11 protein-coding genes and 1 tRNA gene are annotated in these 14,749 nt (G+C 37.7%); 10 read left to right on the plus strand and 2 right to left on the minus strand.

Annotated features, from left to right (window positions below):
- Window positions 1-126 precede the first annotated feature (126 nt).
- Entirely contained in the window at window positions 127-438 is a 312-nt protein-coding gene (locus FG27_RS11130) for a GIY-YIG nuclease family protein (RefSeq protein ID WP_037319043.1), read from the plus strand.
- Between the two features lie 447 nt (window positions 439-885).
- Here FG27_RS11130 and rimM read toward each other — a convergent pair whose 3' ends face one another.
- A complete protein-coding gene (gene rimM, locus FG27_RS11135) occupies window positions 886-1,413 on the minus strand; it encodes a ribosome maturation factor RimM (RefSeq protein WP_037319046.1) in 528 nt (175 codons plus the stop codon).
- A gap of 14 nt (window positions 1,414-1,427) precedes the next feature.
- A complete protein-coding gene (locus FG27_RS11140; protein ID WP_037319049.1) occupies window positions 1,428-2,006 on the minus strand; it encodes a 30S ribosomal protein S16 in 579 nt (192 codons plus the stop codon).
- Between the two features lie 262 nt (window positions 2,007-2,268).
- Here FG27_RS11140 and FG27_RS11145 point away from each other — a divergent pair, with 262 nt between their 5' ends.
- From FG27_RS11145 to FG27_RS11185, 9 genes are all read left to right on the plus strand, one after another.
- Window positions 2,269-2,715 carry a PA2169 family four-helix-bundle protein gene (locus tag FG27_RS11145; RefSeq protein WP_037322183.1) on the plus strand — a complete coding sequence of 149 codons (447 nt, stop codon included), beginning with the start codon at window positions 2,269-2,271 and terminating at the stop codon, window positions 2,713-2,715.
- 24 nt (window positions 2,716-2,739) lie between these two features.
- Entirely contained in the window at window positions 2,740-3,186 is a 447-nt protein-coding gene (locus FG27_RS11150) for a PA2169 family four-helix-bundle protein (protein WP_037319052.1), read from the plus strand.
- Window positions 3,187-3,426: 240 nt separating this feature from the next.
- The gene (gene dnaE, locus FG27_RS11155) at window positions 3,427-7,818 is read left to right on the plus strand and encodes a DNA polymerase III subunit alpha (protein WP_037319055.1); all 4,392 of its coding nucleotides are present in this window, start codon (window positions 3,427-3,429) and stop codon (window positions 7,816-7,818) included.
- 415 nt (window positions 7,819-8,233) lie between these two features.
- Complete coding sequence (gene trxA / locus FG27_RS11160; protein ID WP_037319056.1) at window positions 8,234-8,551, plus strand: thioredoxin; 318 nt, start codon at window positions 8,234-8,236, stop codon at window positions 8,549-8,551.
- Window positions 8,552-8,654: 103 nt separating this feature from the next.
- On the plus strand, window positions 8,655-9,587 hold the full coding sequence (locus tag FG27_RS11165; protein WP_037319057.1) for a DUF58 domain-containing protein: 933 nt from the start codon (window positions 8,655-8,657) through the stop codon (window positions 9,585-9,587).
- Between the two features lie 87 nt (window positions 9,588-9,674).
- A tRNA-Asp gene (locus FG27_RS11170) sits at window positions 9,675-9,748 on the plus strand.
- Window positions 9,749-10,034: 286 nt separating this feature from the next.
- Window positions 10,035-10,787 (plus strand): LytTR family DNA-binding domain-containing protein, encoded by a 753-nt coding sequence (locus tag FG27_RS11175; RefSeq protein WP_037319058.1) that lies wholly within the window; start codon window positions 10,035-10,037, stop codon window positions 10,785-10,787.
- Window positions 10,765-13,749, plus strand: coding sequence for a histidine kinase (locus FG27_RS11180; protein WP_037319060.1), 2,985 nt, complete (start codon window positions 10,765-10,767; stop codon window positions 13,747-13,749). Before FG27_RS11175 ends, FG27_RS11180 begins: the two co-directional genes overlap by 23 nt.
- A gap of 242 nt (window positions 13,750-13,991) precedes the next feature.
- Window positions 13,992-14,711 carry a class I SAM-dependent methyltransferase gene (locus FG27_RS11185; protein ID WP_037319062.1) on the plus strand — a complete coding sequence of 240 codons (720 nt, stop codon included), beginning with the start codon at window positions 13,992-13,994 and terminating at the stop codon, window positions 14,709-14,711.
- Window positions 14,712-14,749: the final 38 nt, after the last annotated feature.

Here is a 14,749-nt window from a genome sequence, read left to right on the forward strand (position 1 = left end):
CGGGTCAGGCTATCGCCTTCCTGGCAATGACCAACACTTTAACCGTCATTGCGAGGCTGCTTCTTTTTAACAGCTGAAGCAATCTCAACCAGAAACGCGTAAATCCCCTTATTTTTAATATTAGTATTGAATTATAAATTTAGGAATGAAAAATCCTGGGTGTATATTCTTACTAATAGAAACAATACCGTTCTTTATACTGGAGTTACTTCCAATCTTCAGAAAAGGATTTATGAACATAAAATTAAAATTTATGAAGGATTCGCAGCGAAGTATAATTGTGATAAACTGGTTTATGTTCAGGAATTTACTGAAATAAATCAGGCAATTGAATATGAAAAGAAAATCAAAGGAGGAAATAGGGCGAGAAAGGAAAAACTTATAAATAATCAGAATCCAGATTGGAATGATCTTTCTGAAGATATGATTTTAGGCTAACCCAAAATAAGATTCCCGGGCTCCTTCGTCGCTCGCTGACAGTGAAGAAATTATGTGAGATGTCATTACGATGCTGCTTTTTTGCAGCTGAAGCAATTTCATAGTAGGGAAATCTTATTAAAGAAGATTCGGAAAACTAATAATAGATTGCCATGCTCCTCGGTCGCTCGCAAGGACGAGGAACAATTTAACCGTCATTGCGAAGCCATTTTTTATGGCTGAAGCAATCTCTTCTTTGGAAATTTAACTAAAGAAATTTGGGAAAGCAATAACAGATTGCCGCGTCACAATTCTCATATTGTCGATTTGTTTCTCGCAATGACGCTACAATTGAAAAGAATAAATAGTGATATGAGAAATTTTGAAAAAAAAGAGATTGCCACGTCAGGCTATCGCCTTTCTCGCAATGACGTTTAAAACAACTGAAAACTGCCAACTAAAAAACTGCTAACTAAGATACAATTCCACCAAACCTTCCGGAGTAGTTAGATAGATAGTCTTGTTTTCCTTATCTATCTTCTCAATAAACTCATCGTTCATAGGGATAAGGATCTGTTTTTCGCCGTGTTGAATTTCGAATAGTGCTTGCGCGGTAGAATCGTTTATAGAAGTGATCTTGCCAATATTGCCGTGAGTGGAGTCTATTACATCAAAACCAATAATTTCGTGAAAGTAAAATTGGTCTTCTTCCAGATCTGGAAGCATGGTGAGTGGAAGATAGGTGAGAGCGCCAATAAGATCTTCAGCGTCCTGCTCGGTTTCAATATCCTCAAATTTAACGCGAAGTAAAGTGCTTTTTTGCAGGTTACTCCTTTCAATAAAAAATGGAACCAGGTTCTCATTATATTCAATGAGCACTGATTCCATTTCTAAATACATTTCGGGCACATCGGTGTCTAATTTAATAAGCACCTCGCCCTTAAAGCTAAATTTACCAACGATCTTTCCTAAAAAGAAACATTCACCTTTAGTCATCGCCAGTTAAGGTTTTAGCCTTTTTTTTCTTCAGTTTTTGCTTCTTCGGCAGTCTCTTGATCAACTTCCTTTTCTGCATTTGCTTCAGGTTCACCTTCTTCGGTTACTGCAGCACCTTCAGCTTCAGCAGCAGCTGCCCCTTCGGCTTCTTTTGCTTCAGCTTCACGCTTAGCATTAACCTCTTTTTCAGCATCAAGAGCTTTCTTTCTAGCTTCTTGTTCTTCTTTACTAAGGTTGTCTTTTTTGGCAGTTATTTTAGCTTCTTTTTCTTCCAACCAGGCTTCGAATTTCTTCTCAGCTTCTTCTTCAGTTAAAGCACCTTTTTTAACGCCACCTGCAAGGTGTCTCTTAAGTAAAACTCCTTTGTAAGAAAGGATAGCACGAGCCGTATCTGTTGGCTGCGCACCATTTTCTAACCATTTTACCGCTCCGTCTACATCTAATTCAATAGTTGCTGGATTGGTGTTTGGATTGTAGATTCCTAATTTGTCTAAGAATTTACCATCTCTTTTTGAGCGCGCGTCTGCGGCTACGATCCAGAAAAAAGGTTTTCCTTTTTTACCGTGTCTTTGTAATCTTAATTTAACTGGCATAAAAATTAAATTGTGGGGTTCCCGACCCCGGTTATTAATAAGGCTGCAAAGATACTACATTTTTCTAATTCACAAGAAGTTGGCTTTAAATATATTTGAAGCCTTTAGATTGATGTGATATGAGGTAATTAGGAAGTTTTTTGGTTAAAAAACTACTGAGCTGTTAAAAGCAGTTAATTAGTGCTAAACCCTGTTAAACAGGTTGTTGCTGTGGGTTATGCGTTTTATCTTTATGATAGAAAATATTACAAAAATTAATCAAATGAGTTATTCTGAAAAGGTCTCTAAGAGACTAAATATGTTGCTTGAAAAGAATTATGATGCCGAGAAAGGATATAAATATGCTGCTGAAAATGCTCAGGATCCGCAGTTAAGGGCATTTTTTTCTGAGCGGGCTCAGGAACGATACGATTTTGGCCACGAGCTTAAAACTGAAATCCGCAATTTTGGGGAAAATCCCGATAAAGGTTCCAGTTTAGCCGGTGATGCCCATCGTACGTGGATGAACCTTAAAACCAGCCTTTCTTCAAATAAAGATGAGGCTGCTTTAGAGGAAGCAGTTAGGGGTGAAAAAGTGGCGGCAGATGAATATGAAGAGGTTCTAAAAGATCCTGAAATTCCGCCTTCCACGGCTAATATTTTGATGAAGCAAAAAAATCAAATTGTAGCCTCGTTGAATAAATTGAAAAGTTTAGAGCTTAAAGCCTAATCTTTCTTTAAAACCAATCTAATTATGAGAACAAAAGAAGAAATGGGCGAAAAGCTCAACGAATTACTGGAGAAGAGTTATGACGCAAAAGAGGGCTTTCATTCTGCTTCAAAAAACGCGAAGAATAAGAAATTGCAGGAATATTTCAGGCAAAAATCTGAAGAGCGTGATATGTTTATCAAAGAATTGAGGGAAGAGATAGCTGGTTACGGCCAGACCCCAAAAGATGATGGTAGCGTAAAAGGAGATATGCATCGCACCTGGATGAATTTAAAATCCTCGGTTGGAGATAATGACGAAAGTATGTTGGAAGAAAGTCTTCGTGGAGAAAAAGCAGCGCTGGAGGATTATAAAGATATAACCAAAGAAAAAGATTTGCCGCCCACACTTAGTTCTAAACTTAACAGGCAGCAACAAAATATACAAAGTAGCATTAATAATGTAAAAGTGTACGAGCAGATGTTTGATTGAAGTAGTAGTTTTTAGTGTTCGTATAGGCCTCACAGGTTCCCGGAAACGGTATTTGTGAGGCTTTTTTATGGCAAAATATTGCGAAAAGCTTGATAGAACGCAGCTTATAAAACGTTGATAATTCCTGAAAAATTAACTTGAGGCTGCGCTAAATTATATGTAATTTTAGCCTCGAAGCAGATGATTTTTCTTCTGAAATAATCGACTGACATTCAGCTTAATTCCTAATTTTCGCCGCGCATGTACCTTATTTTTGATACCGAAACTACCGGTCTTCCCAAACGCTGGGATGCTCCTTTAACCGATTCTGATAACTGGCCAAGATGTATACAAATTGCCTGGCAGTTGCATGATGAAATGGGGCGACTTGTAGAAAGTCAGGATTACCTGGTAAAGCCCGAAGGTTTCAATATTCCTTATGATGCTGAAAAAGTACACGGAATTTCTACCGAACTTGCTGCCGAAGAAGGAATTTCCTTAACTGAAATGCTAGAGAAATTTCAGGAAGCGCTGAATAAAACCAAATTTGTAGTAGGACAAAATGTAGGTTTTGACCTGAATATTATGGGTGCCGAATTCCATAGGGAAGCGATGGAAAATAACCTCCAGGAGTTACCGGTTTTGGATACATGTACCGAAGTAACCGCACAAATGTGTAAAATCCCCGGTGGGCGTGGCGGTAAATTTAAATTACCCACCCTAACCGAATTACACGAATTTTTATTCGATGAACCTTTTGGCGAAGCCCACAACGCTACTGCCGATGTGGAAGCGACTACCAGGTGTTTTTTGGAATTGGTGCGTCAAAGAGCTTTTACAAAGGAGCAGCTTGATGTACCTGCAGATTATTTTGAGAATTTTTCAGAAGCTAATCCGCAGCGAATAAAGCTTATTGGGTTAAAACATATTAACCTTAAGAAGGCTTCTGAAGAGATTAGAAAAAGACTTCAGAAGCAACAACCTACCGAAGAAATTACCACAGAAGAAATCGAGGAAAACCTCGAAAAGCTTGATGAGGTTCTTTTTTCGCATTTACACAACCATTCTCAGTTTTCGGTTTTACAATCTACTATAAGCATAAAAGATCTCGTAAATGTTGCTGCAGAACATAACATGCCTGCTGTAGCGCTTACCGATCATGCAAATATGATGGGGGCTTTTCATTTTGTGAAAGAAATAGGAGATTATAATAAAGCAATTAGAGCAAAGAATGAAGCTTCGCTTGCCAATAATGAGCCGGCAGAAGCCAGAGAATTGAAAGGTATTGTAGGCTGCGAATTCTTTGTTTGTGAAAATCACGCAGATAAATCCCGAAAGGATAATGGCTACCAGGTGGTGATGCTGGCTAAGAACAAAAAAGGCTATCATAACCTGGCAAAAATGTCTTCTAAGGCTTATACCGATGGGTTTTATTATGTGCCGAGAATTGACAAAGAGATTATAAAGGAATACAAAGAAGATATTATTGTACTTACCGGTAACCTTTACGGTGAAGTGCCGAGTAAGGTTTTAAATGTTGGGGAACACCAGGCTGAGGAAGCTTTACTTTGGTGGAAAGAAGAATTTGGAGGCGATCTTTACATAGAGATTATGCGCCACGATCAGGAAGATGAAAACCGTGTAAATACGGTGCTGGTAGATTTTGCTAAAAAGCATAATGTAAAACTGGTGGCGAGCAATAACACTTATTATTGCGCGAAAGAAGATGCCAATGCTCACGATATTTTACTGTGTATAAAAGACGGGGAGAAGCAGGCGACTCCAATAGGTCGTGGTCGTGGTTACCGTTATGGTTTGCCAAACCAGGAATATTATTTTAAGAGTGGCGAAGAGATGAAAAATCTCTTTAAAGATCTACCTCAAGCCATTAGTAATGTGCAGGAGGTTGTAGATAAGATTGAGCCTTTTGAGCTGGCCCGTGATGTATTATTACCTGCCTTTACCATTCCTGAAGAATTTTTAGTAGAAGAAGATAAAAACGATGGAGGTAAACGAGGGGAGAATGCTTACCTGAAACATATCACTTTTGTTGGTGCTAGAGAGCGATATGAAGAAATTACCCCGGATATTGAAGACCGACTTAATTTTGAACTTTCGGTTATTGAAAATACCGGTTATCCCGGTTATTTCCTTATTGTGGAAGACTTTATTCGCGAAGCCCGGAATCTTGACGTTTCTGTTGGTCCGGGCCGTGGTTCAGCGGCGGGAAGTGCGGTGGCCTATTGTTTGGGAATTACCAATATAGATCCTATTAAGTACGACCTGCTTTTTGAGCGTTTCCTGAATCCCGATCGTGTAAGTATGCCCGATATTGATATTGACTTTGATGATGAAGGTCGAAGCCGGGTGATGGATTATGTAATTCAAAAATACGGTGCCAACCAGGTTGCGCAGATTATCACTTACGGCACTATGGCGGCAAAGTCCTCTATTCGGGATACCGCCAGAGTGCTGGATCTTCCTCTGGGGGATGCCGATAGGATTTCGAAATTGATCCCCACCATGTCCAAGCTCGGGAAGATCTTTGGAATGGATGAGAAGGAACTCAAAAAGAAATTCAGGAGTGAAGATTTAGAGAAAGTAAACGAACTTTTAAATATTGCTGAAGGGGACGATCTGGAAGCACAAACGGTAAACCAGGCGAGAATTCTGGAAGGCTCGGTTAGAAATACCGGGATTCACGCTTGTGGGGTAATTATCACTCCGGGAGATATTACCAATTATGTGCCGGTTTCGGTAGCAAAGGATTCCGATCTTTATGTTACGCAGTTTGATAACTCCGTTGTAGAAAGCGCCGGACTACTAAAAATGGACTTTTTAGGGTTAAAAACACTAACCCTTATTAAAGACACGGTTCAAATTGTAAAAGGCAGGCATAATATAGATTTGGTGCCCGATGAATTTCCTTTAGATGATGAAGAAACCTATAAGCTCTTCCAGCGCGGGGAAACGGTAGGGATTTTTCAATATGAATCGCCGGGAATGCAGAAGCATATGAAGGATCTGAAACCTACGGTTTTTGATGACCTTATTGCCATGAACGCATTGTACCGCCCGGGGCCTATGGAATATATTCCTAGTTTTATTGCCCGAAAGCACGGCGACGAGGAAATTGCCTACGATTTACCCGAAATGGAAGAATATCTCCAGGAAACTTACGGAATTACGGTTTACCAGGAGCAAGTGATGTTACTTTCGCAAAAACTAGCCGGCTTTAGTAAAGGTGAAGCCGATGTTTTACGTAAAGCAATGGGTAAAAAAATCTTCGCCTTACTGGAACAATTAAAACCGAAATTTTTAGATGGTGGTGAAGCAAAAGGGCATCCGCGTGATGTTTTGGAGAAGATTTGGAAAGACTGGGAGGCTTTTGCCGCTTATGCTTTTAATAAGTCTCACTCTACTTGTTATGCCTGGATCGCTTACCAAACCGCCTATTTAAAAGCGCATTATCCTGCGGAATATATGGCAGCGGTGCTTTCTAATAATATGAATGACATTAAGCAGGTTACTTTCTTTATGGAAGAATGTAAGCGAATGAAGCTTGATGTACTGGGGCCAGATGTAAATGAATCTTTTTATAAGTTTTCGGTAAATAAAGATTATGCCGTTCGTTTTGGAATGGGCGCCATAAAAGGAGTAGGTTCCGGGGCTGTTGCTACTATTGTGGAAAACCGAAAAACAGAAGCTGGGCCGTATAAATCTATTTTTGATATGGCAAAACGTATTGATTTGCGTTCGGCTAATAAAAAAGCCTTTGAAAACCTGGCGCTCGCTGGAGGTTTCGATGGATTTGGCGATACCCACCGCGCGCAATATTTTCACGATGATGGTGACGGAATCACCTTTTTGGAAAAAGTGATCAAGTATGCTGCAAAATTCCAGGAAAATGAAAACTCTTCCCAGGTAAGTTTGTTTGGAGAAGCCAGTGAAGTACAAATTCCAGAACCTGTTGTGCCACCTTGTGAAGAGTGGGGCACTATGGAAAAACTGAGAAGAGAACGGGAAGTGGTAGGAATCTATATTTCGGGTCACCCGCTGGACGATTTTAGGTATGAGATGGATTATTTCTGTAACTCTAAATTGGGAGAATTTAATGATTTGGAAAGATGCGTAAACCGAGACCTTACCTTTGGTGGGGTGATAAGCGATGTACAGCACAGAGTATCAAAAATGGGTAAAGGCTGGGCGATGTTTTCGGTTGAAGATTATACCGATACTTATGAGTTTAGAATGTTTGGAGAGGAATATTTAAAATTCAGGCACTTCCTGGTTCCAAATTCCTTTGTGCATATCAAGATCTTTGTGAAAGAAGGTTGGACGAATAAAGAAACCGGTAAAAAAGGAGAACCGAGAATTCAGTTTAACAACATTTATTTGTTGCACGATGTGATGGATCAATTTGCAAAAAAGCTCACGATTCAACTGGATATTGCTGATCTCCACGAAGAGAAAATTAACTGGTTTAAAGATGTTTTTAGAACCCACAGAGGTGATCATAAACTGAATTTTGTAGTGTATGAAATGAAGGAACAGGTGAAATTACATATGCCGAGTAAGAAACAAAAAGTGAAAATTTCGCAAGAGCTTTTACATACTTTGGAAGATGAACAGGTGATGTATAAGTTGAATTGATTTCAGTTGGCAGTTTTTCAGTAACAGTAAGCAGTAATAAATTTTTAAAGCCACGAATGCACGAATATTTTTTCGTCATTGCGAAGGAGGCTTTTTAGGCGACTGCGGCAATCTTTTATTATCTGTTATTTTGGTTTCTTTAGCAATTTGCAGTTATCTAGATAAATCATAATTTCAATAATAATTATATTTTACTATTCACTGCCCACTGCCACTGGAAACTAATTTTTCCGGTTAGGGATTGAAGCCAGCTACCGTGTAGCGCTGAAAGCCCGACCCCGCGCTACGAGCGTGGGGAAACCGCCAAATAAACGACCTGAATAAGCGTATAATCAAATACAATATCGCTTGTGTAAGGAAAGCAAAAATATTTGACTAATTTTACACTTTAAGTATAATAGAAAAACAGACAATTATGGCTATTGAAATAACTGATGCAAATTTTGAAGAGCAGGTGCTAAAAAGCGACAAGCCTGTAATGGTAGATTTTTGGGCTGCATGGTGCGGACCTTGTAGAATGGTAGGACCAATTATTGACGAAATTAGTACTGAATATGACGGGAAAGCCGTGGTAGGAAAACTAGATGTTGATGCTAACCAGGAATTTGCTGCCAAGTATGGGGTGAGAAATATCCCAACTGTACTTATTTTTCAAAATGGAGAAGTAGTAGGCCGCCAGGTAGGCGTTGCGCCAAAAAATACTTACGCTGAAGCTTTAGACGAATTGCTATAAATTTAGCATTTATATAATTATCAAAAACCCGGTCTTGTACCGGGTTTTTTATTTGACTGCTATTGCAATGCGGTAACTCGCGCTTTTCTTATATTAGTGGAGTATGAATTTAAAAGAAGAAATATATAGTTCGGCTGCGGGGTTTACCCAGTTAGAACTTTTGGCGAGACAGGTTGTAGAAGGTTATATTTCGGGAATTCATAAGAGTCCGTTTCACGGGTTTTCTGCAGAATTTGCCGAACATAAGATTTACAATAACGGCGAAAGTACCAAGCATATAGATTGGAAACTTTTTGCTAAAACCGATAAGCTCTACACAAAACGCTACGAAGAGGAAACGAATTTACGTTGCCATTTTATTATGGATAATTCGGCTTCGATGCATTATCCTGAAGTGAAGAAATTTTCGGTAAACTCTCTTAATAAGATTGGTTTTTCGGTATTATCCATAGCCAGTATCATGCAGATTTTAAAGCGCCAACGCGATGCAGTGGGGCTTAGCATATATAGCGATGAATTTGAGTTCTACGCGCCTGAAAAAGGCAGCGATCGGCATCAGCATATGTTACTGGATGCATTAAATAAAAGCCTGGGGAAGAAAACAACTCATAAAGCAACTAAAACTTACACTTTTCTGCATCAAATTGCCGAAAAGTTAAAAAGACGTTCCCTGGTGTTTTTGTTTACCGATATGTTTCAGGCCGATACCGAAGAAGCAGCGCTTTTTGAAGCTTTACGGCATTTAAAATACAATCGGCACGAAGTTGTTTTGTTTCACGTAATGGATAAAAAGCGGGAATTCGATTTTGACTTTGAAAATATCCCGAAACGATTTACCGATGTGGAAACCGGGGCTGAAATAGATCTTTATTCTGAAAATATTCGAGAAAGTTACCAAAAGGCGGTTCAAAAATATGTGGCTGACCTGAAATTGGAATGCGCTAAATATAAGATTAATTATGTGGAAGCCGATATTAATAAAAACTTCGATAAAATTTTGACGACCTATTTTATTGAAAGACAAAAGTTTGCCTGAAGCAAAGAAAAAAAGCTGAAAAAAACTTTAAAAAAAGGTTTGTGTAATTATAAAACAGGTGTATATTTGCACTCGCAATAACGCAACGGTCTGGTAGTTCAGTTGGTTAGAATACCTGCCTGTCACGCAGGGGGTCGCGAGTTCGAGTCTCGTCCAGACCGCTTTTAAAGCACCAAAATATCCTAAAAAGCCTCAAAATCAATGATTTAGAGGCTTTTTTTATTCCCCAATATATCAAAATATCACAAAAAATGGAGGATCAAGCCTAATTGTTAATAATAGATTTTTAGAAATCTGCGACTTTTCTTAATCTAGTGACCTCAAAAAATAACTCTATATGGGGCTCATATAAAAGATGATTATAACTGGTTAAATAACTTATATAATTGTTCTTTGTCGTCTAATTCAGCTTCTAAACAACTCACAATTTAATTGTAATTTTGGTTTATGATAAAAGCAGTAATTATTGATGATGAAATAAATGCTCAGGATTTATTAGAGAAAACCCTGTTGAGGTATTTCCCGAATAAATTCAATATTGCTGAAAAATGCAACTCGGTAGATTCAGGGGTGAAGGCTATCGAGAAATTCGAACCTGACCTGGTATTTTTAGATATTCAAATGCCAGGAAAAAATGGTTTTGAACTCTTTAAGTATTTTGAGGTTATAAATTTTGAAGTGATCTTTACCACAGCCTACAACCAATTTGCCATTGAGGCAATTAAGCGAAGTGCCCTGGATTATTTATTAAAACCAATTAATCACGTGGAACTTTCCAAGGCTATAAAAAAGTTTGAAAAGAAAAATGAAGGGAATTCCGCCCAAAAAAAATTGTCTTTACTACTAGAGAACTTAAATGTAAATGACCAGAACGTAAGTAAAATTGCTTTTCCCACTATTGAAGGGTTTGAATTAATACATGCCAATCAAATACTATATTGCAAGGCAGAAAGTAATTATTGCGGCATCAAAAAAATTGACGGTTCTACAAAAACAGCTTCAAAAACATTAAAGTTTGTAGAAGAAATACTTCCTGTTCACTCTTTCAAAAGAATTCATAAAAGCTACGTTATTAACTTAAATTACGTGGTTAGATATCATAAAGCGAATAAGGAAGTTGAACTAACCAATGGAGAGAAACTACCTGTTTCCTTTCGAAAAGAAGAAGAGTTTATAAATGCCATTCTACAAAATCACTAGACTATTTCTCTTAGCATTCCTTTGGTTTAATTTCGCTTTTGCTCAAAATTATCCTACTAAAAATTATACTGCAATAAATCAATTGCCCAATAATTCAGTCAGGTCCGTATTGGTCGACAGCAAAAATAGACTGTGGGTTGGTACTGAAAACGGGGTAGTGAAAAAAGAGAATGGCGAGTTTCAATATTTCTTTGAAGAGGATGGTTTGGCTCAAAATAGCTGTTGGGCCATTGCTGAAGATGAAAGTAAAAGCCTATGGTTTGGTAGCTACGGGGAAGGGATTAGTATTTATGATGGCTTTGAATTTAAAATTATTTCAGAGAGAGATGGATTAGTTCATAACCAAATCACTAAACTCTTTTCTTCAGGAAACGATATGTACGTGGGCACCAGTAATGGCGTTTCGATAATCGATATAAATACCTTTGAAATAAATGCTTTAAATACTCCTCCCGGGCGAGAGCTTTTCAGGGTTCAGGATTTCTTAGAATATGAAAACCAAATTTACGTAGTCACTTACAGATCAGGAATCTTTAAAATTTTAAATAAGGATGATCAAACAGAATTGGTTAAAGTAAATGATCATAAATTCATCTATTCAGTTTTAGTGAATAATGATAGTATTTACAGCAGTAACAATGGTTTTTTTACTAAAAGCCCGATAAGCGATTATTTAACGGAAAGCGATTCTGTTCCCTTAGAAAAACACGGAGCTTCTATTATTTGGGACTACGCTAAAACCAGGGATCATAAAATTTTTGCTGCTGCCTGGGGTATATACGATACCAACGGGGGAATATATGAATTGGTAGATGATAAAATGGTTTCCAGGGCTGCTGAATTCAAATTGCCGAGCAAAGAAGTAATCTCCCTGGCCTATGATCCAAAATTTGAAAAACTATATGTCGGTACCAAAGATGCAGGATTATTCGAAATCGCTTTAAATCCGCAGATCAAATTTCACGAAGTTCCGGGTAAGAATATTCTTGGATTTGCGAAAACTGAAAACACTTCCGCAGTTTTACAAAATGATGCTATTGTTATAAAAAGTGGCGACGAGGAAAAGAGAATTACTTTACCGCAACTTAAAAATTGGCAGGAGGCCTATGTATTAAATACTAAAATGCCCTTGCCAGAACACAAGGACGATTTTTATGAACTGGATCATTCTACAAAAGCTGAAGAAATTAGTTTTTACGATATAAAAGCAAACCAAAATACTTATTGGATAAATACCAATATAGGAGTGTTTGCTATAAAAGATTCCGGAAAATTGAATAGGTATTTACCATTGCATTCAGAGGAGATTAATTTTACGAAAACGGGAAATCTTATAGAAACCAATCCTTACGGTGGGGTTAGAGTGTATAGTGACCTGGACCTTTTTAATTATACCCATTTTCCAAAGGAAAATTCCCAAACCCCTACTATGGTGGTAAGTAGTTTGCAGCGGGGAAATAAAACTTATTTTCTGTCTGTTTTTTCCGGGCTTTATACCTGTGAGAACAATGAATTTAAATCCTATCTCGATAATGGAGTCTGGAGCGAAAAAAAATTAAAGCATATCACAGTATTAGGAAAAGATCTCGCTATTTCAAATGAATTTGGGGATGTGTTTATTATTAAAGATGATGAATCATTTAGAATAGAAAATAAGATACCCCGGGCCAAAATACAGGGGAATTCTATTTCTTTTTTAGAGAATTACAAGGAAACTTTAATCATTGGAACCGAAAAGGGATTAACGCTTTATAAAAACGGGCGTTTTATATTTTTAGATGAGGAACAGGGCCTGGAGCAAGCTTTATTAAGCGCTGAAGTAACTCAAAGCAGCATATCTATAGGAAGTAAAAATGGTTACTACGATGTAGACCTTAATGCCGTTTTGGATACAAATACTTTGGTAGATCAAATAGAACTCAAAGAGGTTTTTATCAATAACAAAAAATTTGCTTTAGGCTCTTATAACGTGCAGGACAATCTAAAATTGGCGTATAACCAAAATACCATATTGCTAAATTTCAGCACGAATGCACATCCTTATCCGAATAAATTAAAATATCAATACCGATTAAATGAAGATGACCCCTGGAGTATTATATCTTCCAAACCTGAAATATTCCTAGCCTCTCTACCCACAGAAAATTATAATATAGATGTAAAAGTATCAGACGAAAGTACCGGTTTGAGTTATACTCAGCCCTTGCTTAACTTGACAGTGCTTCCACCATTTTGGAAAACCTGGTGGTTTATTAGTCTTATTGTAGGCCTTGGAATTTTGGGAATTTACAGTATTTATAGATTTCAAATTAAGCAGCATCAGAAATTTGAAGCACAAAAAAGATTGATCAAAAAGCGTTTTGAAGAAACTAAAATGGAAGCTTTATTGGCGCAAATGAATCCACATTTTATCTTTAATGCGATGAATTCCATCCAATACTATATTATGGACAGTGATATAGACAAAGCCACGGTATTTTTGGGTGATTTTTCAAAATTGATCAGGCTAAACCTGGACCATTGTACCAAACCCACTATTTTATTGATTGAAGAAATAGAATATCTACAGTCCTATATCCGGGTGGAAAATACACGATTCAATAATAAGATCAAGGTGGAATTTGAAATAGATCCTTCAATCGATCCTTACGAAATAGAAATTCCCACAATGTTATTACAAACCTTTGTAGAGAATGTATTCGTACACGCTTTTCCGCCTGATGTAACCAATCCCACTTTAAAAGTTTCTTTTAAGTTGCTTTCTGAAGATATTCTGCAATGCAAAATCGAAGACAACGGGATAGGTTTCTCGAACAACTCAACGAATAAACTGCACGAATCCAAAGGAGTTTCCCTGGTAAAGGAGCGATTAGCATTGCTGGGTTACGATATTAAAGAAGCAGTTAAGATAAATTCGATTAAAAATAAAGGCACTTCCGTTACTCTTAAACTAAAGGTCTAACGATAACTTTAAGATTCCATACGTTTACTAAACAAACATTCTTTGCTTTAACATAATATTTAGTTTTACAACAAATTGGAGCAAGTGTCAGCTACACCTTAATTGGTATTGCTTTCAAGAAAATATTATGAGTAGGGTCGTTTTATTTTCTGAAGCTACTGTAGAGGTCACTTCTCTAATCTTTTCTAAACACTCCTCCTAAGTACAGATTTCCTTAACTTTATGGTATTCAAATAAATATCATGAAAAATTATACTTCCGCTATTTTAATTACAATGTTGTCCTTATGCTTCCTTCAATGTAAGGGACAAACCAATAATACCAATTCAAATTATACCTTTCAGGGAGGTAGTCTTGATGGCATCGGGAAATTTTATAAAGGCCGGGAGATCTCCCATGTGATGGGGTACCAGGGAATAAATTGGCTGGAACGCCCCGAGCGGGAACAAGAAGAAAATACCAGCAAACTTATTCAAAATATGAAAATTGAGTCCGGCGATACTATCGCCGATATAGGCGCCGGCTCTGGATACCACGTGTTCAAAATGGCACCAAAGGCAGGACAGGGATTGATCTTTGCTGTAGATATTCAGTCTGAAATGTTGCAAGCCATTCGGGATCGAAAAAAGAAAGAAGATATTAACCAAATTAAAGTAGTAAAAGGAACAGAAAAATCGGTGAACCTTCCGGAAAATTCGGTAGATAAGATATTGATGGTAGACGTATACCACGAATTCAGCTTCCCGGTAGAAATGCTCACTTCAATGCATAAAGCTTTGCGGGCCGACGGAAAGATATTCCTAATTGAATACCGCGGCGAAGATGCTTCTATCCCTATTAAAAAACTTCATAAAATGACAGAAGCCCAGGCCGTAAAGGAATTCAAAGCAAACGGGTTCTTACTTGAAGAAAATATCGATAATCTACCCTGGCAGCACTGTATGGTCTTCATAAAAGAATAAAGTTTACTTAAGACCACCTTCTGTGGGGTAAAGCACAT

Source organism: Salegentibacter sp. Hel_I_6, from assembly GCF_000745315.1.
Taxonomy (GTDB): Bacteria; Bacteroidota; Bacteroidia; order Flavobacteriales; family Flavobacteriaceae; genus Salegentibacter.

Excerpts from the sequence above, each read along its gene's own strand:
- FG27_RS11165 (WP_037319057.1), top strand. The coding sequence starts at position 8,655 with ATGAATTTAAAAGAAGAAATATATAGTTCGGCTGCGGGGTTTACCCAG.
- FG27_RS11140 (WP_037319049.1), bottom strand. The coding sequence starts at position 2,006 with ATGCCAGTTAAATTAAGATTACAAAGACACGGTAAAAAAGGAAAACCT.
- FG27_RS11185 (WP_037319062.1), top strand. The coding sequence starts at position 13,992 with ATGAAAAATTATACTTCCGCTATTTTAATTACAATGTTGTCCTTATGC.
- FG27_RS11145 (WP_037322183.1), top strand. The coding sequence starts at position 2,269 with ATGAGTTATTCTGAAAAGGTCTCTAAGAGACTAAATATGTTGCTTGAA.
- FG27_RS11150 (WP_037319052.1), top strand. The coding sequence starts at position 2,740 with ATGAGAACAAAAGAAGAAATGGGCGAAAAGCTCAACGAATTACTGGAG.
- rimM (WP_037319046.1), bottom strand. The coding sequence starts at position 1,413 with ATGACTAAAGGTGAATGTTTCTTTTTAGGAAAGATCGTTGGTAAATTT.
- dnaE (WP_037319055.1), top strand. The coding sequence starts at position 3,427 with ATGTACCTTATTTTTGATACCGAAACTACCGGTCTTCCCAAACGCTGG.
- FG27_RS11175 (WP_037319058.1), top strand. The coding sequence starts at position 10,035 with ATGATAAAAGCAGTAATTATTGATGATGAAATAAATGCTCAGGATTTA.
- trxA (WP_037319056.1), top strand. The coding sequence starts at position 8,234 with ATGGCTATTGAAATAACTGATGCAAATTTTGAAGAGCAGGTGCTAAAA.
- FG27_RS11180 (WP_037319060.1), top strand. The coding sequence starts at position 10,765 with ATGCCATTCTACAAAATCACTAGACTATTTCTCTTAGCATTCCTTTGG.